We start from the raw sequence: 20,527 nt of genomic DNA on the forward strand, positions 1-20,527 counted from the left end.
GTGTGTGGGTCGTTGAGGCTAATCTAAAGCCTGGCGAGCGGCATCAAATGGTTAAAAGCCGTTACTACCTGGATGAAGATACCTGGCAAGCGCTGCTGGGTGATCGTTGGGATGCAAGTGGTCAACTGGCGAAAACACTGTGGGCGCTACCGGCTGTCATGCCAGATATTCCTGCCCTGGCTTCTGTGTCGTCGGGGTTCTATGACTTTACGTCCGGTACTTGGTTTGTACTTGACCTGCTCACTGGGCAACCCTCGCAATGGGGGATTGTCGATCGCTTTAAGAAGTCTGATTTTTCGCCAACAGTCATGGCAGGGCAGGGTGTGCGTTAACGCTAAGCCTCTCTGAAAAGCACCGACAATCTCTTTGTTGGTGCTTTTGCAACACGCGATTCTAGAGATAATAAAAATGATAATAAACAGTCGTTTAAGTGCCTTGGCATTAGCTTTGGCTTTGTCTGCTTTAGCTTCGCTGGCTTGTGCTGAAGGCGGGGCTGTTGGCTCTGCCCTGAGCTCACCGGCCATGCAAATAGCCACACCCGCTCATGCTGTTCTGATTGATTTGGCACGTGCCGGTGATCGACTGATTGCCGTTGGTGAAAGGGGCGTCATCGTACTGTCCGATGACAACGGCCAGTCCTGGCGGCAGGTGCAAGTTCCGGTCTCAGTTAGTCTGGTTGCGGTTCAATTCGTGGACGCTATGCATGGCTGGGCAGTCGGACACGCTGGCACGGTGTTGGCCACTGTCGACGGTGGCGAGCGCTGGAGCCTCCAGCTTACGGGTATACAGGCTGCAGAGATTGAGTTGCAGACTGCTCAAGATAACAAGGCCAGTGCAGTCGATGCCGACGCGGTTGATATGCGCATCTCCAATGCCGAACGCCTGGTAGCGGATGGGCCTGATAAACCATTCCTGGCGCTGCACTTTCTTGACGCCAAGCGCGGCCTTGTCGCGGGCTCCTACGGAATGGTGTTTTCTACTCAGGATGGAGGGGCAACATGGCAGTCGCTGATTGGACGCATCGAAAATCCGTCGCTTGTGCACATCTACGCGATCGCTCGCAAAGACCACCTTTGGTTCCTTGTCGGTGAGCAAGGTTATGTGGCTCGTTCAACTGATGACGGAGAGTCTTTCGCACAGTTACCAAGCCCATATAACGGTAGTTTCTTCACCGCCAATGTACGGGGTGACGGAGCTCTGCTGGTCGCGGGCCTTAAAGGTCATGMCTATTTGTCATCAGATGATGGCGCCAGCTTTCATCAATTGAGGGTCTCCCGGCCGAACTCAATCAGTAGCTCCACTCGGTTGCCCGATGGAAGCGTATTGCTAGCCAATCAAACGGGTGATTTGTTCAGTAGCGTCGCCTCAAATGGTTTAGCGCTTGACCCAGTGGGCAAACCGCTGGGAACTCCCGTGAGCAGCATTGTTGAGGCAGTCGACGGCAGTCTGATTACTTCCGGTTTTGCTGGTTTGTCACGTTTTTCACATCCCGCCACTGAAGCTTCGGAGTGAGCATATGAATTCCGCTCGTCATCCTTCCCTGCCTGAGTCAGGCGTATTTGATCCGAGCTCAGGGACCTTGGTTGAGCGTGCTCTATTCAACCATCGCCACTGGGTGCTTCTGCTATGTCTGCTGATGACGGTCCTGCTCGGCTGGCAATCCACTCGACTAGGATTGAACGCTAGTTTCGAGAAGATGATCCCTACTGGGCATCCCTATATTGCCAATTATCTATCCAATCAAAAGGAGCTCTCTGGACTCGGTAATACGGTGCGTATCGCTGTTGCCAACAAGAAGGGGGACATCTACGACACTGATTACCTGCGTACTTTGCAGTCCATGAACGATCGTATCTTTTTGCTGCCAGGCGTGGACCGCATTTACATGAAGTCGCTATGGACGCCTGCCACACGCTGGGTTTCGGTGACGGAGGATGGGCTCGATGGTGGGCCGGTCATTCCTGACAAGTACGACGGCAGCCCCGCATCACTCGCTGAGTTGCGCAGCAATGTGCAGTTGTCCAACGAGATAGGCCAATTGGTAGCCTTCGACCAGCGGTCCAGCATCATTTCCATTCCTTTGCTGTCACGCACTCCGGATGGCCACCCTCTCGATTACGCCAAACTGTCTGCTCAGTTGGAAGCGCTTCGCGCCGAGTATCAAAGTGACAGTGTCGACATTCACATCACGGGATTCGCAAAGAAGGTTGGGGACCTGATTGATGGACTGGGGCAGATCATGCTGTTCTTTGCCGCTGCCATTGCTATCACAACAGCGGTGCTCTATGGCTATACCCGCTGCCTGCGGAGCACACTTTTGGTCGTGTTTTGCTCGCTGGTGGCAGTTGTCTGGCAGCTTGGATTGCTGCCGTTACTGGGGTATGAGCTTGACCCCTATTCGGTCCTGGTGCCCTTTCTTGTGTTTGCCATCGGCATGAGTCATGGCGCCCAGAAAATGAACGGCATCATGCAGGATATTGGTCGTGGCATGCACCGAGTGGTTGCCGCGCGTTTTACGTTTCGTCGCCTGTTTCTCGCCGGGCTGACTGCGCTGCTTTGTGATGCGGTGGGTTTTGCCGTGCTAATGATCATTCAGATCAAAGTCATTCAAGACTTGGCCATTATCGCTAGCATCGGCGTTGCCGTGCTGATTTTCACTAACCTCATTCTGCTACCAGTCCTGCTCTCCTATGTCGGCGTTCATCTCCGCGCGGCCGAACGGAGCCTCAAGAGCGAACGGGCAGAGCAGAGTGGTCAAGCGCGGCACATTTTTTGGCGATTCCTTGACCTTTTTACTCGCAAGCCATGGGCATTGATCAGCGTAGGTGTCAGCTCAGTGGCGGCTGTGCTGGGCTTTATGGTCAGCTTGCATCTGGCAATTGGCGATCTGGATGCTGGTGCGCCAGAGTTACGTCCGGACTCGCGTTATAACCTGGATGATGCCTTCATGACGCGCAGCTATGGAGCCAGTAGTGACTTATTCGCCATTATGGTGAAGACGCCTAAGGGTGCCTGCTCGCGCTACGATATCTTGCGTAAGGTCGATGATTTGGATTGGCAGTTGCGTAGTCTACCCGGGGTAGACTCAACGAACTCCATGGCTTTGCTAAATCGTCGTATGTTGGTGGGACTGTCTGAGGGCAACTCGAAGTGGTACGAGCTGCAAAATAACCAGGCGATGCTCAACATGATTACCGCCAGCGCCCCACGTGGACTTTACAACGAGTCCTGCAGCCTGCTGACGCTTTACGTCTTTCTCAAAGACCATAAGGCCGAAACCCTTTCGCGCCTGGTTAATCACGTTGAAGCTTTTGCAGCGGCTAATGACACCGATGAGGTCAAATTCCAGCTTGCCGCCGGTAATGCGGGAATTGAGGCGGCGACGAACATTGTGGTCAAAGAGGCCAATCGCGAGATGCTGTTCTGGGTGTATGGCGCAGTTATTTTGCTTTGCCTCATCACCTTCAGGTCCTGGCGAGCTACCGTATGTGCCGTAATCCCGCTCATGCTCACGTCGATACTGTGTGAGGCATTGATGGTCGGGTTAGGTATTGGTGTGAAAGTGGCGACCTTGCCGGTAATCGCTCTAGGCGTAGGTATCGGGGTTGATTACGCGCTGTATGTAATGACCATCATGCTGGGTTTCTTGCGCGAAGGTAAAAGCCTTTCCGAAGCGTATTACCGCGCCTTGGTCTCTACGGGCAAGGTTGTAATGCTCACAGGGATAACCTTGGCGATAGGTGTTGGTACCTGGATATTTTCCCCCATCAAATTCCAGGCTGACATGGGTGTGCTCCTGGCGTTCATGTTTGTCTGGAACATGGTGGGGGCTCTTCTACTGCTGCCGGCACTGGCTTACTTTCTTTTGCCTTCCATACCCCGCAGCGATGCTTCCAGCAGCAAGGTGGCCAACCCGGTGGCGTTGAGTGAACAACCCACTTCAGGTCATCCACTGCGTCTGCACAGCGCCAACTCCTGATCGGCGCGCCACGGCGTATTACGGTTGATCAAGGGCTTTCACAACAACTGCGGTGGCGGAATGTAGCGCCCGGCTAATCCTGGACCTGGTTCAGGTTTATCCCGCCAGTGACGCTGCCTCCGTCGGCAACGCAGTAGTGGCTCCGTCAGTGGGCATATTTTCCTGTTCCCGGGTGCACCACCACTAGCATGAAGAGGAGATGGGTATGTCTTTGGTGAGCCGGCTACTGGGTAATCTCTCGGTGGGAGCCAAGTTGTCGATCGGTTTTGGCTTGGTGCTGCTATTCACCCTCGCGGTGGGAATTGCCGCCTTCCATTCTTTGAGTCTGTTGGGAGTTCGCGGTGAACAACTTCGTACCGAGGACTGGATTCAAACGTTGATCCTGCAGGCTCGTATCGCGGAAAAAGAATATGCGCTGAATCTTTCTCCTCTGGCACAGGATCAAGTGCGAGGTGCAGTCGACCAACTCATTCGCCATTTTGATGATCTCCCCCAAAAAAACAACGCTGAGATCGCGATGCGGGATGCGTCCAGCGACTATTTAAAACAATTCCTAAGTTATGCCGAGTCTCTCCAGCGAGCACGAGAGGCTCGTTTACGCATGCAAACACTCGCGCAGACGGCGGGTGAGAGCTTCACCTTGGTATTTCTCGACCAGTTGGATGCATTGAGCGCGCAACAAGAACAAGGAACCCCTCTAGGCAGTGGGAAACTGTTGTTGCTGGAGCAGACCACCGCTCTGCGTGACAAGCTGGCCAAGCTCCGTGACAGCGAGCTTTATTATTCGTTGGATGGTGAGGAGCGCTTCCGTAGCGATTGGGAGATGAGCATGAGCGACCTGCTGTCTTCAATGCAGGTGCTCAATCTCGATGATCAGGAAAAGGTTTCGCTGCAGGCTGCAAGTAATGCTTTGGGAGATTATCGGAAAGCCTTCGAACAGTTCGTTGCCAGCCGCAAGCAAAGCGCTCTTAGTAGCGAAGCGATGAACACGCAAACCCAGCAAGTCAGCGAGTTGTTAGAGAAGGCCAACCAATTTCAGAGCCAGGCGATTCAACGCGATAGTCGCAACGCATTCAGTCAGCTAGGCCTTATTTGCCTACTGGCGTTAGCGTTGGGTATTGGCGCCAGTCTATTAATACGTCAGTTGATACTGCAGCCCTTGCGTCGGGCTGTACATCTGGCTCAACAGGTTGCTGCTGGTGACCTGAGTTGTGCGCTTGACGGTGGTAGCGGCCGCCACGATGAACTTGGGCAGCTATTGGACACGGTCAATAGCATGCTAGGTAGTCTGAGAGGCTTGGTTGGTCGAATTGGTACCGGGGTAGGCCTGCTCAATGGAACGGCAGGGAGCCTGGCAGAAGTCATTCAGCGCAGCAGCCGGGGAGTTGAGAGACAACGACAGGAGACTGAAATCGCCGCTACCGCCATGCAACAGATGACTGCGATGGCCAGCGAAGTCGCACGTAACGTTAAGGACGCTAGTGCTGCAGTAGCTCTTGCTGATGACCAGGCGCGCGAAGGTGACGATTTAGCACGCCAAGCGGGCTCCAAGATCGACCAACTTGCTTTAGAAATGACCGGCTGCGCTGATGCTATGCAATCGTTGCTGGCAGAAAGTACCGCTATTGGCGGCGTGCTTGACGTGATTAAAGCTGTAGCAGAACAGACTAATTTACTGGCGTTAAATGCGGCCATAGAAGCAGCGCGAGCAGGTGAGCATGGTCGCGGATTCGCGGTAGTAGCTGACGAGGTGCGTGGCTTGGCACGCCGCACACAGCGTTCTACTGCCGAAATCGAAGACCTGATCAGTCGCCTGCGTGGGGTCGCCCAGCAGGCAACTGAACGGTTACAGGGTAGTCATGCACTGACAGGGGAAGCAGTGATCCTTGCTGGTCAGGCATCTCAGGCGCTGACACGGATTACTCGCGCCGTATTGAGCATTGAGCAGATGAACAAACAAATCTCAGGGGCAGCGGAGCAACAACGAGTTTTGGCGGAACAGGCTAGCCAGAACATAGTTCGGGTGCGCGAGGTGGCAGAGGAAAGCGCCCAGGAAAGTGTGAAGTTGCAGCGTTTGACGCTTGAACTCCAGCAGGTGGATCAGGAGTTGAATGCAGCAGTCGGTCACTTTCGCACATAAGTATTAACGATTAAGGCGGAAGATGATCGTCGTTGGATGGGTACGTCACTAACTTCGCTGCGTTATCTGGCGTCAATGGAAGCAGCCCTCTACGAGGGCGCGCAACCTGATGCGTCTGGGACTCAACGAAGCGCGGGCCTGTACATCAGCGTCCAATGGCCGGGGCCCAAGGTGGAACTCGGGAGCGCCACATATGAATCAGGCACTGCCGAAGAAACTCTGGGATCAGCTTGGACTGGTCTCAATACTGGATACGATAAACCGGCTTAGCCGCATAACCTGAACCGCCGTATACAGAACCGTACGTACGGTGGTGTGAGAGGACTGCGGGGGCGATACCTTCCAAGTCAGCGATGGTGATCGGATTGCTGCGATCGTGAAGCTGTTAGCGTCAAGTGTGTCGCAGAATATGCGGGGGAGGAGGGTAATTCCGACACCCAGATTCGCCTACATCGGCGCTGGACCCTGAGGTGTGGGAGAAGTGCAGAAAGTCATCCAAGGGCTTGCAGAAGAAGGTCGGACCATGATCATGGTGACCCATGAAATGGGTTTTGCCCGCAAGGTCTCGAACCAACTGCTGTTTCTTCATCAGGGGCGGTCTCAATGAGTAAGCATACTTCAGCTAGAGTGGGCGGGTATGCTCGCTTTAGCCGCCCCGTTCAACCCCAAACTCACGCGGCACTGCCCATTCCTTGCACCAGCATTATCTCGGCGATGATCGGTACCGGCGTCATCAGGTGAGTGCGCATCATGGTGCTGGCCCGTGGCGCATCGCGCGCCAGAATAGCTTCAACCAGCGCAGCATGTTCCTTGCGCTTCAACGCCAGGGCTTCTTCGGAGAAAACCGTCTGGGTCAGCCAAAGGTGGCGGTAGCGTTCGGCCTGGTCAAACAGATAGCCACGCGCCTGTAGCAGGTGTTTTGAACCACAACCGGTGGCAATAGCCGTGTGGAAGGCCTTGTGCCGTTCGTCCCAGACATCCAAGACCTGCTCTCGGGTTTTGACATCCATAACTTTCGAGAGGGTATGGGACTGGGCAAGGATCTGCGCCTCCCAGGCATCGTCACCGCGCTCAATGGCCAAGCCTACGATCATCGCCTCGAGGTTGGCGCGGGCATCGTAGATGTCCTGCATTTCTTTCAACGACATGGGCGCGACCCGGTAGCCCTTCTGGCTGATCACCACCACCAGATGTTCGGCCACCAATTGCGAAAGCGCCTCTCGCAGCGGGCCAACCCCCAAGTCATAACGCTCCTTGAGCCCGCTCATGAGGAGCTTCTCTCCGGGCTTGAAGACCCCGCGAATGATGTCCTGTTTGAGTCGCTCATACCCGCTGAATGCAGAGTTCTGCTTGGGGGTGAGGCTATCCAAAGGTACTGCTCCTGAAAACGACAAGGTCCAATCATACCTAAACATCTGTCATACGAAAAACATAAGACGGAGTGGTGTTTTGTCGATCATAAATAAAAATGTAGACATTTTAAATTTATGGCGATATTTTTGCCCTGAGCCTGATCCGCATCGATGCTGGAGGGGCCAATCCCTACCTTCTGCCCAGGAACTGCCATGAACGCCTTTACGCAAATTCAGGACCTTGTGATGCCACTGCCATCGGAGTGCAAGGGTTTCACTCTCACCCCTTCCAGCCAGTCACCGCGCCTGCTTGAGCTGAAATTTGCCAAGCAAACCGTCGACGCGTTCATAAAGGCGGTGACGCAATGGCCGGTCCAGGCTCTGGAGTACAAATCGTTCCTGCGCTTCCGGGTTGGCCAGATACTTGACGAGCTGTGCGAAGGCACCCTGCGCCCGGTGTTGATCAACACCATTCTCGACCGCGCCACCGGCGGCATGCTGATCACGCCGGAGGGGTTGAACGAAGTGTCCCAGGCCGATGACATGGTCAAGTTTTCCTCGGCCGTCGCGCACTTGATCGGTCGCTCCAACTTCGATGCCATGAGCGGCCAGTTCTACGCGCGCTTTGCAGTAGTCAACACCGACAACTCCGACAGCTACCTGCGCCAGCCACACCGGGTCATGGAACTGCACAACGACGGCACATTTGTTCAGGAGCGCACTGACTATGTGCTGATGATGAAGATTGACGAGCAGAACATGGAGGGCGGCAACACCCTGCTGCTGCACCTGGACGATTGGGGAGACCTGAACCATTACTACACGCATCCGCTGGCCCGCCGTGAAATGCGCTTCACCGCGCCACCGAGCAAGAACGTGCGTGAAGACGTGTTCCATGCGGTGTTCGACAACGACGCCGAAGGCCGCCCGACGATGCGCTACATCGACCAGTTCGTGCAGCCCAAGGACTTTGAGGAAGGCATTTGGCTGACCGCCATGAGCGAATCCCTGGAAGGCAGTCAGGAGAAGGTTTCGGTACCGGTGCCGGTCGGAAGCTTCGTGCTCGTCAACAACATGTTCTGGCTGCACGGTCGTGACCGCTTCACCGCCCACCCGGGCCTGCGTCGTGAGCTGATGCGTCAGCGCGGCTACATCAGCTACCAAAAAACCATGTACCAGCGCGGCCAGTAAGGTTTGCCAAACGCTGAAGTGACGAGGGCCACCTCATGTGGCCCTTGTCGCGCTTCCAACAAAAACGTAATTCAGGTGGGTGCAAGCTAATGGCTGCGTACGACTTCATCATCATCGGTGGCGGCATTGTGGGTATGTCCACGGCCATGCAACTGGCCCAGGTTTACCCGGACGCAAAAATCCTCTTGCTGGAGAAAGAGTCCGGCCCGGCCAAGCACCAGACCGGCCACAACAGTGGCGTAATCCATGCTGGCGTCTACTACACCCCGGGCAGTCTGAAGGCGCGCTTCTGCCTGGAAGGTAACAAGGCCACCAAGGCCTTCTGCGACAAGCACGGCATCCCTTTTGATGAGTGCGGCAAGCTGCTGGTGGCCACCAACGAGCTGGAAATGCAGCGCATGAGCGCGTTGTGGGACCGGACCGAAGCCAATGGGCTGAGGCGTGCATGGCTGTCGGCCGCCGAGCTGCGCGAGCGCGAGCCGAACATCGTCGGCCTGGGCGGTATCTACGTGCCTTCGAGCGGCATTGTGAACTACGCCGAGGTCACTGCGGCCATGGGCCGAGAATTCGAAGCCGCCGGTGGTGAGATCCGCTACAACAGCGAAGTCGTCGCCATCGACGAGCGCCCCGATGAAGTCGTGGTCCGAACCGACACCCTGGAGCACCACGGGCGCTTCCTGATCACCTGCTCGGGCCTGATGGCTGACCGCGTGGTGCGCATGCTCGGGATCAAGCCCAACTTCATCATCTGCCCGTTCCGCGGCGAGTATTACCTGCTGCCCAAACAGCATAATCAGATCGTCAACCACCTGATCTATCCGATCCCGGATCCGTCCATGCCATTTCTCGGCGTGCACCTGACCCGCATGATCGACGGCACCGTCACTGTCGGCCCCAACGCAGTGCTGGCGATGAAGCGCGAAGGCTATCGCAAGACCGATTTTTCGCTGTCGGACATGTTCGAAACCCTGACCACCCCGGGCATTCTGAAGGTGCTGATGAAGAACCTGCGCCCCGGCCTGATCGAGATGAAAAACTCACTGTTCAAGGGCGGCTACCTGAAGGAAGTGCAGAAGTACTGCCCGAGCATCAACAAGAGCGACCTCACCGCCTACCCGGCCGGTGTGCGCGCCCAGGCTGTCTCGCTTGACGGCAAGTTGATCGACGATTTCCTGTTCGTCAACACCGCCCGTAGCGTCAGCGTCTGCAACGCCCCGTCGCCTGCAGCGACCTCCGCCATCCCGATCGGCGCATACATCGTCGACAAGGTCCGTGAGCAGCTAGCAAGCACTGGTGTCAGTTTTGTCAAACCCGCCAACTCCACTCGGACCGCCCCGATGGCGGCTTCCGGCGCAACCCGCTAACGAGGAATTTCGCGTGCAACTCAACGATCCGAAACTGTTCCGCCAGCAAGCCTATATCGACGGTGCCTGGGCAGATGCTGACAGTGGCCAGACCCTCATGGTCAACAACCCGGCCACCGGTGAAATCATTGGCAGCGTGCCGAAGATGGGGGCGACTGAAACCCGTCGTGCCATTGAAGCCGCCGATAAGGCGCTACCGGCCTGGCGCGCCCTGACCGCCAAGGAGCGCGCCAACAAGCTTCGCAAGTGGTTCGACCTGATGATGGCCAACCAGGAAGACCTGGCCCGCCTGATGACCCAGGAGCAAGGCAAGCCACTAACCGAGTCCCGTGGCGAAATCGCTTATGCCGCTTCCTTTCTGGAGTGGTTCGGCGAAGAGGCCAAGCGCGTGTATGGCGACATGATCCCCGGTCACCAGGTCGACAAGCGCCTGATGGTGCTCAAGCAGCCGATCGGGGTTACCGCGGCCATCACTCCGTGGAACTTCCCTTCGGCGATGATCACCCGCAAGGCCGGTCCGGCCCTGGCCGCCGGCTGCACCATGGTCCTCAAGCCGGCCTCGCAAACGCCTTACTCGGCCCTGGCCTTGGCCGAGCTGGCCGAGCGCGCCGGCATTCCGAAAGGCGTGTTCAGCGTGGTCACCGGCAGTGCCGGCGAAGTCGGCAGCGAGCTGACCGCTAACCCGCTCGTGCGCAAGCTGACCTTCACCGGCTCCACCGAAATCGGCCGCCAGCTGATGATCGAGTGCGCCAAGGACATCAAGAAGGTGTCGCTGGAACTGGGCGGCAATGCACCCTTCATCGTCTTCGATGACGCCGACCTGGATGCGGCCGTCGAGGGCGCGCTGATCTCCAAGTACCGCAACAATGGCCAGACCTGCGTCTGCGCCAACCGCCTGTATATCCAGGACGGCATCTACGATGCCTTCGTCGACAAGCTCACCTCGGCCGTGGCCAAGTTGAACATTGGTAATGGCCTGGAAAACGGCATCACCACCGGCCCCCTGATCGACGCCAAAGCCATGGCCAAGGTTCAGGAACACATTGAAGACGCTGTGAGCAAAGGCGCTCGCGTGGTCGCCGGCGGCAAGCCGCACGCCCTGGGCGGGACCTTCTTTGAGCCGACCGTGCTGGTCGATGTACCGAGCAACGCCGCCGTCGCCAAGGAAGAAACCTTCGGCCCACTGGCGCCGCTGTTCCGCTTCAAGGATGAAGCCGATGTGATCGCCATGGCGAACGACACCGAGTTCGGCCTGGCCTCCTATTTCTATGCACGCGACCTGAGCCGTGTGTTCCGTGTGGGCGAGGCGCTGGAGTACGGCATTGTCGGCGTCAACACCGGGATCATCTCCAACGAAGTGGCGCCGTTCGGTGGCATCAAGGCCTCGGGTTTGGGTCGTGAAGGCTCCAAGTACGGCATTGAGGACTACCTGGAAATCAAATACCTCTGTATCGGCGTGTGATCACGGCGGACATTCATCAAGCGTCAAGAGGGGTGGAGATGAACACCCACCAAAGCCTGTAACAACGCCATATGGCCGCCATTCCCCGGAGTTCCTTAACATGAATCGCTCGTATCTTTCGCTCGCCGAAAAGGATGTTCAGCATCAACTGCACCCCTACACGGATGCGCGACTGCACCAGGAAGTAGGCCCGCTGATCATTGAGCGTGGCGAAGGCGTTTACGTCTATGACAACCAAGGCAAGCGTTATCTCGAGGCGATGTCGGGTCTTTGGAGTGTGGCGCTTGGCTTCAGTAATGAGCGCCTGATCAAGGCGGCAGAGCAACAGCTACGCAAACTGCCCTTTTATCACCTCTTCAGCCACAAGGCTCACACGCCCAGTATCGAATTGGCCGAGAAGCTGATCGAACTCGCCCCGGTGCCGATGAGCAAAGTCTTCTTCACTAACTCAGGCTCTGAAGCCAACGACACCGTCGTCAAGATGATCTGGTATCGCAACAATGCCATCGGCAAGCCTGGCAAAAAGAAGTTCATTAGCCGTCACAATGCGTATCACGGCATTACTGCTGTCAGCGCCAGTCTGACCGGGCTACAGGTGAATCAACGTGGTTTTGATGTGCCGCTGCCCGGCTTCTTTCACGTTGCCTGTCCGCACCACTATCGCAATGCCAAACCTGGCGAGACCGATGAACAATTTGCTGATCGCCTGGCTACCGAACTGGAAAATGTCATTCTCCGGGAGGGCCCGGAAACCGTAGCCGCTTTTTACGGCGAACCGCTGATGGGGGCGGGCGGCGTGATCGTGCCTCCGCGCACATATTGGGACAAGGTTCAAGCCGTGTGCCGCAAATATGACGTGCTGGTCGTTGCTGATGAAGTGATTTGCGGCTTTGGTCGTACCGGTAAGATGTTTGGCTGCGAAACCTTCGGCATCAAGCCGGATGTCATGGTGGTTTCCAAGCAACTATCTTCTTCGTATCAACCGATCGCGGCGGTCCTGATCAACGATAAGGTCTTCGAGGGGATCGCCGATCAGAGCCACACCTTCGGTACTCTGGGTCATGGCTTCACCGGCAGCGGCCACCCGGTTGCGACCGCAGTTGCGCTGGAAAACATAAAGATCATTCAAGAAGAGCATCTTGTTGAGCACGCCTGCGAGTTGGGCGAGCAACTTCAGGCCGGACTGGCTCAATTTGCGGATCATCCGTTGGTAGGGGAGGTCAGGGGCTGTGGATTGATCGCTGCTGTGGAGCTCGTTGCGGATCGTCGGACAAAGGAGCCGCTGGATACGGTTGGGAAGCTGGGGCGCTACCTGGCGGGACGTGCGCAGGAGTACGGCATGATCACAAGGGCGATGGGAGACTCGATCGCATTCTGTCCGCCGTTRATTTCCACGAAAGAAGAAATAAAGCTCGTGGTCGATATTTTCAGCCGCGCACTCGACGACACGGACCGCTGGTTCGGCCTGGGTGTCAATCAAAGCCTGTGGCATCAGTGGGAAGGCTACACGCACAACTCCTGATAGTGCGTCTCGGCGTCATAAAGATGTATTGATCATCGGCGCGGCCCAGGTACTGGTCGCGCCACCACCTTTGTTTCGCGGGTAAAAAATGGTACTTCACGGATTTCCGGGAAAGACGTTCTTGAACTTCATGAAAAAGAATTGCTGTCCCGGTAGCCGTACGCCATTCGCTTGATGACCATGATTCGATATTTATTCCTTCTAATTGACCGGTGTGCATCGGCCAACGAACCCTGCTCATAATGCCTCTAGATGAACCTGTTGTTCCGGCTTCTTCAGGTTCTCTGGATTGCGCAGCAGTAACCAGCGGGCTTGCTTGATAACCTATAGGGCTGGCTGGTTTGTCGTGATGCAGTCGATTGGTCTCGTCGACTCGCACCCGATTGATCATTTCTCGGCCATATTTGATGACCACGTGGAAAAGGTCGTAGACCTCCCGCGCTTTCAGGCAATGCTGGCTAATCTCCAGGTCAAAAGCTGTATTCATGTCCATCGCTGCGGCTTCGATTTGAGCACAACCTTCTGGCTCCATTCTTCGAAAAATGGCCTGATCGCGGCGCGGGTTTTAGACAGACCCGACAGTTTGGCATGAAGCGTCAAAGCTCTTGTTTCTGTTGTCCCCGGGGCTTCGCGAAGAACCTCAGTGGCTGCGCGACCACCTGCGGCTACGGAAATGACAGTCCTTCTAGAGGTGGTGTTCTTCCATTGTCGCGGTGAGCGAGCACAGCCTTGCCAAGTCTGTTGAGTTGGTTCTTGTGCAATAGCCTGACGGGAAGGCGGCTGGATGGGGGGCGCTTTTCAGTAATGCAGTGCGAGGCGACCTTCAGCCATCCATGGCTGGAGCTTTCATTCGACAGGATTCTTCCTGAAGCGAATGGGTTGAGATTTGGTTCTTCAAACCAAGATGGAGTCTTGATCAAAACCTTGGGACAGGCCGCTCCACGACGCTCCAATATGACGATGTGTCGATAAGGCTCAGGACGCGACCCTGTTCTTTGTCCAGGCTCAGGGTGCCTCGGATCAAATCACCGGCCAGCCAACTCGGTGTGTTAGCCGCCAGCACTCTACCTTCGGCATTGAGCAACAACGCCTCGTTACTGACCCGCATGAGGCTGCGTACGAGCAAGGGTTCCAAGGAGTGCAGAGAAATATCGGCAGCGGCCACACCAATGAAGCGATCTGCGAAAAAGATAGGAACCGAGAAGGCAACGATGTACTGCTCCGTGCCGTACAAATCCACAAACGGGCCGTCTATGGAGGGCTGCCGGGTTTGCTGGGGGCGAGTGTACCAAGGCATGTGCAGGTAATCGTAAAAGCGGTCGCTACGGCTATTAAAATTCAGTGTCAGAGGCTGGATCTCTTCTTTTTGGGTTCGGCACCACCACTCCAGATGCATCTCGCGATCTTCCAGCTCACCAGGAGCGAAGACAACTCCGGCGCCATGAAACTTGAGGCTCTCCGAGTTCAGGATCTGTCGGATTATCGGCAGCAATGGCTTGAGGTCGCCTTGGCTGGGGTGCTTCGTGTTGCAACACAGATGTTCCCAAATGCTCAATACTTGGGCGCTCATATCGTTGAGCCCCTTGAATACGTTACTAATGGAAGCGTTGATCAACGTGGCACATTGGGACAACTCGTTTGCTGACATTTCGTTAGCCATGGCTCTACCTCATGACTCAGAGAAGACAATGCGGTGCCTGCAGTCGACGGGGTATGCGACACCGAGCTGCATAGCGAGCGAATAATTCAGCAAGTTTCGTTCCATTCATTAGTCGCCTTCTGCCATTTGTTGTAGTCGTAGGGTGCTTAGGCGGCGAACGCCTCGTGTTACATGTGCTTCTGCCAGTGCGCCGGCCAGATTGGCGTCGTTCGCTACGATGGCTTCCAGGATAGCTCTATGCTCCCGCTCGATGGCCTGTGGATCCGGTTGGCCGGCAAACGGCAGCCATAACAGTTCCCCAAGCTCCGCCTGCAGACGCGCTTCGCTGTGAGTCAGGCGCACAGACTGCGCTGCCACGGCTATTTCTATATGGAATCTGGCGTCTGCTCGGCGGCGCTCTCGCCGCTCTTGAGCGTTGGCCAGGGCGTCGACAAGGCTGCTCAGTCTTGCATGTTGCTCAGGCCCGGTGCGCTGAGCCGCCAGTCGGGCGGCGGCGCCTGAAATGGCAGCGTGTTCATCGGCGAGGTCACGCAGTTCAAGCGTGCTGAATTCACGTAGTTGATCGAACAGGGACTGATCTGAGGTTTGCGGCGCGGCGCAGATGAAGCTCCCGCCGCTGCGTCCGCGCCGGGTTTCGATAACCCCGCGCTCGCGCAAGACCGCAAGCGCGTCCCGCAGCGTAACCGTGGCGACGCCGAGTTGGGTGGCCAGGGCACTTTCATTGGGGAGCTGTTCGCCTTCTGTGAACAACCCCAGATCGATCATTTCTATCAGGCGACGGGTAACAGACTCCGTTTTACCTTCCTGGTTAAGGCGTATGAGGCTTGAAGTAGGGCTCATGGTTGATTCATTCATGGGCGGCGCCGTTTTACGCCTGTGGCAATAGTCCGATGTAGCGTCAAGCGCGTCCGGATGTGCGTTTCTTTTAAAATTCTATTTCATATTTAATATTATTTTTGTACGTATTCGTGGGGGAATTATAGAATTTTAACGCATAAAAAGTCAAAAAAAACGCCTCATATTCGCTTTTCTGGGGTTCTCATGGGCTAAAAGATATGGTTCCATATGTTTAAGGCGATTTGAGATCGCATCCATCCGAACCCAGGAGCAGTTTTAACCATGAGTCAGTTGACCCGATCAGAGTGGGAAGCCAGAGCCAAGGCGCTGAGCATTGAAGGGCGAGCCTTCATCAATGGCAAATATGTGTCRGCCAGTTCAGGTGCAACCTTCGAGTGCATAAGTCCTATTGACGGGCGTGTGCTTGCCTTGGTCGCGAGTTGCGATGCGGCAGATGCGAATTTGGCGGTGGCCAGTGCCCGGTCAGTGTTCGAGTCCGGTGTCTGGTCACGCCAAGCACCTGCAATGCGCAAGGCAGTGATGGTGCGTTTTTCCGAATTGTTGCAGGCCCATTCCGAAGAGCTGGCTCTGCTGGAAACATTGGACATGGGCAAGCCGATTTCCGATTCGCTGTCGGTCGACCTCCCGGGGAGCATTGACAGTATCCGCTGGTGCGGTGAGGCAATAGACAAAATCTACGATGAGGTGGCAGCGACCTCGGTTGATCAGCTCGGGCTGGTTACCCGGGAGCCGGTTGGGGTGGTTGCGACTATCGTGCCGTGGAATTTCCCACTGATGATGGCGTCTTGGAAGTTGGGGCCGGCGCTGGCTGCCGGTAACTCGGTTGTCCTCAAACCCTCGGAGCGTTCTCCGCTGACGGCTATCCGCATCGCACAGCTTGCTCTGGAGGCGGGTCTTCCAGCGGGTGTGCTCAATGTTCTGCCGGGCTATGGCCACACCGTGGGCAAGGCGCTGGCCCTGCACGGTGATGTTGATACCTTGGCGTTTACCGGGTCGACCCAAGTAGCCAAGCAGTTACTGGTTTATGCGGGTGAGTCGAATATGAAGCGAGTCTGGCTCGAGGCCGGCGGCAAAAGTCCCAACATCGTGTTTGCGGATGCCCCCGATCTGCAGGTGGCGGCCGAAGCAGCAGCGGCAGCCATCGCCTTCAACCAAGGTGAGGTTTGCACTGCCGGTTCACGTTTGCTGGTGCAGGCATCGATCAAAGRGCGTTTTGTACCGATGGTTGTCGAGGCCATGAGGGGCTGGAAGCCGGGGCATCCTCTCGACCCTGATACCAACGTCGGCGCAATGGTTGACGGCCGTCATCTGGATGGGGTGATGCAGTACATCGAAGAGGGTCAAGCACAAGGCGCGCGACTCTTGCTCGGGGGACGCGTAGCACAGGTAGAAACCGGTGGCAGTTACGTAGAGCCAACCCTGTTCGACAACGTCAGCAATTCGATGAAAATCGCTCAGGAAGAGATATTCGGTCCCGTACTGTCAGTCATCGAATTCGACGAAGCAGAGGATGCGGTACGCATCGCCAATGACACCCCTTACGGTCTGGCCGCAGCTGTCTGGACGTCTGACCTGTCTCGAGCCCACAACATGGCCCGCGCACTTCGTGCCGGCAGTGTTTGGGTCAACCTCTATGACGGCGGTGACATGATGGCGCCGTTCGGCGGCTTTAAACAGTCCGGTAATGGTCGTGACAAATCTCTGCATGCCTTTGATAAGTACACGGAGATCAAGGCCACCTGGATACAACTCTGAGTCAACTCTGGTTAATCGCGCAACGGATGGGATGGCACTGTCCGATCAACGCCTATTAAAACAAATTCCTTTTTGAAGGATGTTGCAATGAACAGCTCAATTAGCGCCAAGGTAGCTGTAGATCAAGACGCGGAGCAACTCCGCGCCCTTGGGTACACCTCAAATTTCGAACGTAGTATGAGCCTGTGGCAGAACTTTGCCCTTGGATTCACCTATCTGTCCCCGGTGGTAGGGGTCTACACCTTGTTCGGCCTGTGCTTGGCCGCCGGCGGRCCACCAATGTTCTGGTCCTACCTGCTGGTGGGGTTCGGCCAGATGTTGGTGTGTCTGATTTTTTGCGAAGTGGTATCTCAATACCCGATTTCCGGCGGCGTCTATCCTTGGGCCCGTCGTCTGGTTGGCAAGAAGTGGGCATGGATGGTCGGGTGGATTTATGCCATCTCTCTGTGTGTCACCATTGCCGCCGTCGCGCTGGGGGCTGGCCCCTATATCGCAAACCTTCTAGGTTTCGAGTCATCACCGGTAACTAACACGTTGGTCGCGCTATTTTTGACGGCGACGGCGACGGTCTTGAATCTCAGTGGTACCAAGCTATTGGCGCGGGTGGCGATGTTTGGTTTTCTCTGCGAACTAGTCGGGGCTTTGTTGATCGGTGGATACCTGCTGATCTTCGAGCGCCACCAGCCTTTGAGCGTATTGTTCAATACTTTTGATATTTCCATTGATGGGGCCTATTGGCCTGCGTTTCTCACGGCCTCATTGGCAGGGATGTTTCTCTACTACGGCTTTGAAGCTTGCGGCGATGTTGCCGAGGAAACCCCAAATCCTAGCCGCCAAGTTCCAAAGGCGATGCGGATGACTATCTGGATCGGCGGCGCCGCCTCGATCTTTGCGGCCCTGGCGTTGATCCTTGCAGTTCCAGATATGGCTGCGGTCATTTCCGGGCAAGACAAAGACCCGATGTCGACCATATTCGGCAGCGCGTTCGGTCCTGTGGGCTCTCGGGTAGTCATGGCGGTCATTACGGTTTCGTTCGTTTCCTGCGTGCTGAGTTTGCAGGCATCCGCCAGTCGTCTGCTCTATGCCTATGCTCGAGACGAAATGCTCATGGGCAGTAATGTGCTGAAAAAACTCTCGCCTACGACACACGTCCCGACTGCAGCCCTGGTGGTGTGTGGCGTGCTGCCCGCGATCATTGTGTGCGTAGGCTTCTACCTTCAGAACGCTATTGCGCTGGTAGTGAGCTTTGCCGCCATCGGTATTTACCTGGCGTTCCAGATGATTGTTGGCGGTGCGCTGTACGCCCGTATCCGTGGGTGGAAACCCAAGGGCCAGTTCACCATGGGGCGTTGGGGTTGGATAGTGAACATCGCTGCCCTTTGCTACGGCATGTTCGCGATCATCAATATGTCCTGGCCGCGTACCCCGGATGCGCCTTGGTATGTGAACTACGGCATCGCACTTGTCGGTGCCATCGTCATCCTTGTCGGTGTCCTATACATGACCCTGTTTCGTCCCTATGAAAAGGGCAAGGCCCCAGCTTCGGATGCCTGGAAAAACCGCTAATTGACATCAATGCCTGCCGCTAAGCGTGGCAGGCAAACTGATCTTCTAACAATAAGGTTGAAGGCTATGACGTCTCGAATCCACTCACTACTGTTCGGGCTGTTTCTGGTTCTGGCCAGTCATGCAAGTTTTGCGGCAGGCCAAAACGATACCCTCAGCGTAATCCATGACTATATGAAGGCTTGGAATGCCCACAATGCGGATGCGACGGCCGAGTACTTTTCTGATAACGTTGAGTTTCTCGACGCCTCGGTGGGCACACCTCAGGTTGGCCGCGAAAACGCCAAGTCCCAAGTAATTCAGGTGTTCATGCAGGCGGTGCCGGATCTGCAATGGAAAATGTTCGGCGAGCCGATTGTCAATGGAGAGAACATTGCCTTTGAATGGGAGTTCAAGGGCACCAATACCGGCCCCTGGAGTGCCGAGACCCCAGCCACTCAGCGCCCCCTTAGCTTTAAGGGTGTTAGTTTCATGCATCTCAAGAACGGCAAAATTCTCACGCAGCATGACTACTACGACGCCCTCGGTTTTAACAAGCAACTGGGCTGGTAACGGGTTATTACAATTTGCAGTGTCAGGGGAGGCCTGCCTACGCAGTGAGGTCACCCTGGGCAGGGTGCTGTCGATAATAGCGATCCATACTTGCATTTAGTGGCGCGATTTATACCAGATGTACGATGAATGGGGAGTTTGACCATGTTCATCTGATGATTCAAAGAGTGTCCGGCACGATTTGCTTATTCCTGTTGGCGAAGATGTTCATTTCCACCTGCGCGCGATTGTACGGTTATACCTACATAAGCCTGGATACCACCGTCTATCAGCTGCTGGCCTAGGCGTACACCCGTACCCCGTAATTACTTTCGTTTTCTCCAATTGGGCTATTCTTGAGGTCACGGTTGTCCTAGCTATACCAAGCTTTCGAGCGAGTAGGGCAACACTTTCGCGGGCGTTGAAGCACTACGACAGCAGGCCGAGCCTGATTTTGAGCGGGAAGACGAACGTGTGGTCTACCGCGTCGCCAAAGCGCCGTATCAGGATCGTCGTGTGAATGATGCGCTGTACGCGCAGGCCATCGAAACCTTTAACGAGCCAGCGGTCGTCGAGTTGATCGGGGTGTTGGGTTACTACGCATTGGTGGCAATGACCCTGAACGTGTTTGCGGTGCGCCGCGGCACCGATGTGCCATTGCCGTTCCCAGAGCCTTGATTCACGGCAATCTAGGAGCGCAATCCCCCAGTCCGTTTGTGGCTAAGCTGCGTTCATCGACTTTGGTGAATACACAGGCGATGGCTACCTTTTAAGGGGGGGTAAGCGTTCGGCGGTGTTCGCGTAGCTGCGTATGTTTAAAGAGATTACATCTGAGGCACGTTGGGTCTCTGATTTGCGGACACGTTCAAGGCATCGTATTTCGTCTTTAGTCCATTAGTCGATCCTGATGTTTAGCTCGTTCAATGTTCTTGGGTTATAAGTGTTCGGCCAGGCTTAGCCTGGAGGCAGTAACGTCAGCCATGCTGATCTTACCCGCTTCAATTTGATACATTTGCATTCCTGGCCGAGTTTGAATGACGGCAGCCCAAGATCTGGCGTTGAACAATAATAACTGCGCCCCGCGCTACCAGCGATCACTTTAATTTGACCGGCTGGAATACGTGTTCAGCTCTGCACTCAGTTTGAA

15 protein-coding genes and 5 pseudogenes are annotated in these 20,527 nt (G+C 55.7%); 15 read left to right on the top strand and 5 right to left on the bottom strand.

All coding sequences use genetic code 11. The features are described 5' to 3' along the window. From AC1DXW_RS26290 to AC1DXW_RS26320, 7 genes and pseudogenes are all read left to right on the top strand, one after another. Window positions 1-332, top strand: a 332-nt coding sequence (locus AC1DXW_RS26290; RefSeq protein ID WP_477760648.1) for a DUF1329 domain-containing protein, incomplete at its 5' end; no start/stop codon positions are given. A gap of 40 nt (window positions 333-372) precedes the next feature. Continuing rightward, on the top strand, window positions 373-1,512 hold the full coding sequence (locus AC1DXW_RS26295) for a WD40/YVTN/BNR-like repeat-containing protein (protein ID WP_477760655.1): 1,140 nt from the start codon (window positions 373-375) through the stop codon (window positions 1,510-1,512). 4 nt (window positions 1,513-1,516) lie between these two features. Further along, entirely contained in the window at window positions 1,517-3,979 is a 2,463-nt protein-coding gene (locus AC1DXW_RS26300) for an efflux RND transporter permease subunit (protein ID WP_477755478.1), read from the top strand. A gap of 982 nt (window positions 3,980-4,961) precedes the next feature. Next, a pseudogene (locus AC1DXW_RS26305) lies at window positions 4,962-5,261 on the top strand (HAMP domain-containing protein); the annotation flags it as partial. Continuing rightward, window positions 5,256-6,119, top strand: coding sequence for a methyl-accepting chemotaxis protein (locus AC1DXW_RS26310; protein ID WP_477760656.1), 864 nt, complete (start codon window positions 5,256-5,258; stop codon window positions 6,117-6,119). The pseudogene AC1DXW_RS26305 and the gene AC1DXW_RS26310, both read left to right, overlap by 6 nt. Before the next feature lie 34 nt (window positions 6,120-6,153). Continuing rightward, window positions 6,154-6,402 (top strand): annotated as a pseudogene (locus tag AC1DXW_RS26315) (group II intron reverse transcriptase/maturase); the annotation flags it as partial. A 157-nt stretch (window positions 6,403-6,559) separates the two neighbouring features. Continuing rightward, window positions 6,560-6,714: pseudogene (locus AC1DXW_RS26320) on the top strand (histidine/lysine/arginine/ornithine ABC transporter ATP-binding protein); the annotation flags it as partial. Between the two features lie 76 nt (window positions 6,715-6,790). Here the strand turns inward: AC1DXW_RS26320 and csiR are convergent. After that, window positions 6,791-7,489, bottom strand: coding sequence for a DNA-binding transcriptional regulator CsiR (gene csiR, locus AC1DXW_RS26325; RefSeq protein ID WP_223531903.1), 699 nt, complete (start codon window positions 7,487-7,489; stop codon window positions 6,791-6,793). 195 nt (window positions 7,490-7,684) lie between these two features. On the opposite strand from csiR, the gene glaH reads away from it, so the two are divergent. The 4 genes from glaH to AC1DXW_RS26345 all read left to right on the top strand — a co-directional run bounded on the left by glaH (window position 7,685) and on the right by AC1DXW_RS26345 (window position 13,010). Then, window positions 7,685-8,662, top strand: a complete 978-nt coding sequence (glaH, locus tag AC1DXW_RS26330) for a glutarate dioxygenase GlaH (RefSeq protein ID WP_056723351.1) — start codon at window positions 7,685-7,687, stop codon at window positions 8,660-8,662. An 89-nt stretch (window positions 8,663-8,751) separates the two neighbouring features. Further along, window positions 8,752-10,026: an L-2-hydroxyglutarate oxidase gene (gene lhgO, locus AC1DXW_RS26335; RefSeq protein ID WP_477755510.1), complete on the top strand. Its 1,275-nt coding sequence runs from the start codon at window positions 8,752-8,754 to the stop codon at window positions 10,024-10,026. Window positions 10,027-10,039: 13 nt separating this feature from the next. Continuing rightward, on the top strand, window positions 10,040-11,488 hold the full coding sequence (gabD, locus tag AC1DXW_RS26340; protein ID WP_477755511.1) for an NADP-dependent succinate-semialdehyde dehydrogenase: 1,449 nt from the start codon (window positions 10,040-10,042) through the stop codon (window positions 11,486-11,488). Window positions 11,489-11,588: 100 nt separating this feature from the next. Beyond that, a complete protein-coding gene (locus AC1DXW_RS26345) occupies window positions 11,589-13,010 on the top strand; it encodes an aspartate aminotransferase family protein (RefSeq protein ID WP_223531556.1) in 1,422 nt (473 codons plus the stop codon). A gap of 96 nt (window positions 13,011-13,106) precedes the next feature. On the opposite strand, the pseudogene AC1DXW_RS26350 reads toward AC1DXW_RS26345, so the two are convergent. From AC1DXW_RS26350 to AC1DXW_RS26360, 3 genes and pseudogenes are all read right to left on the bottom strand, one after another. Beyond that, window positions 13,107-13,586 (bottom strand): annotated as a pseudogene (locus AC1DXW_RS26350) (ISL3 family transposase); the annotation flags it as partial. Window positions 13,587-13,926: 340 nt separating this feature from the next. Next, on the bottom strand, window positions 13,927-14,670 hold the full coding sequence (locus AC1DXW_RS26355) for a PDC sensor domain-containing protein (RefSeq protein ID WP_223531555.1): 744 nt from the start codon (window positions 14,668-14,670) through the stop codon (window positions 13,927-13,929). 108 nt (window positions 14,671-14,778) lie between these two features. Continuing rightward, a complete protein-coding gene (locus tag AC1DXW_RS26360) occupies window positions 14,779-15,510 on the bottom strand; it encodes a FadR/GntR family transcriptional regulator (protein ID WP_223531849.1) in 732 nt (243 codons plus the stop codon). A 279-nt stretch (window positions 15,511-15,789) separates the two neighbouring features. Between AC1DXW_RS26360 and AC1DXW_RS26365 the strand changes: the two genes are divergently transcribed. From AC1DXW_RS26365 to AC1DXW_RS26375, 3 genes are all read left to right on the top strand, one after another. Next, entirely contained in the window at window positions 15,790-17,283 is a 1,494-nt protein-coding gene (locus tag AC1DXW_RS26365) for an aldehyde dehydrogenase (protein WP_477760649.1), read from the top strand. A gap of 87 nt (window positions 17,284-17,370) precedes the next feature. Then, window positions 17,371-18,849 carry an APC family permease gene (locus AC1DXW_RS26370; RefSeq protein ID WP_150727167.1) on the top strand — a complete coding sequence of 493 codons (1,479 nt, stop codon included), beginning with the start codon at window positions 17,371-17,373 and terminating at the stop codon, window positions 18,847-18,849. Between the two features lie 66 nt (window positions 18,850-18,915). Next, a complete protein-coding gene (locus tag AC1DXW_RS26375; RefSeq protein WP_477760650.1) occupies window positions 18,916-19,401 on the top strand; it encodes an ester cyclase in 486 nt (161 codons plus the stop codon). Between the two features lie 215 nt (window positions 19,402-19,616). Here AC1DXW_RS26375 and AC1DXW_RS26380 read toward each other — a convergent pair. Then, a pseudogene (locus AC1DXW_RS26380) lies at window positions 19,617-19,803 on the bottom strand (Lrp/AsnC family transcriptional regulator); the annotation flags it as partial. A 51-nt stretch (window positions 19,804-19,854) separates the two neighbouring features. Between AC1DXW_RS26380 and AC1DXW_RS26385 the strand changes: the two are divergent. Next, window positions 19,855-20,058: a hypothetical protein gene (locus tag AC1DXW_RS26385; RefSeq protein ID WP_477756570.1), complete on the top strand. Its 204-nt coding sequence runs from the start codon at window positions 19,855-19,857 to the stop codon at window positions 20,056-20,058. Window positions 20,059-20,527 lie beyond the last annotated feature (469 nt).

Source organism: Pseudomonas sp. P4_C4 (genome assembly GCF_056402055.1).

Coding starts and splice junctions, on each gene's coding strand:
- AC1DXW_RS26300 (WP_477755478.1), top strand. CDS start 1,517: ATGAATTCCGCTCGTCATCCTTCCCTGCCTGAGTCAGGCGTATTTGAT.
- AC1DXW_RS26310 (WP_477760656.1), top strand. CDS start 5,256: ATGCTAGGTAGTCTGAGAGGCTTGGTTGGTCGAATTGGTACCGGGGTA.
- glaH (WP_056723351.1), top strand. CDS start 7,685: ATGAACGCCTTTACGCAAATTCAGGACCTTGTGATGCCACTGCCATCG.
- lhgO (WP_477755510.1), top strand. CDS start 8,752: ATGGCTGCGTACGACTTCATCATCATCGGTGGCGGCATTGTGGGTATG.
- AC1DXW_RS26355 (WP_223531555.1), bottom strand. CDS start 14,670: ATGGCTAACGAAATGTCAGCAAACGAGTTGTCCCAATGTGCCACGTTG.
- AC1DXW_RS26360 (WP_223531849.1), bottom strand. CDS start 15,510: ATGAGCCCTACTTCAAGCCTCATACGCCTTAACCAGGAAGGTAAAACG.
- AC1DXW_RS26375 (WP_477760650.1), top strand. CDS start 18,916: ATGACGTCTCGAATCCACTCACTACTGTTCGGGCTGTTTCTGGTTCTG.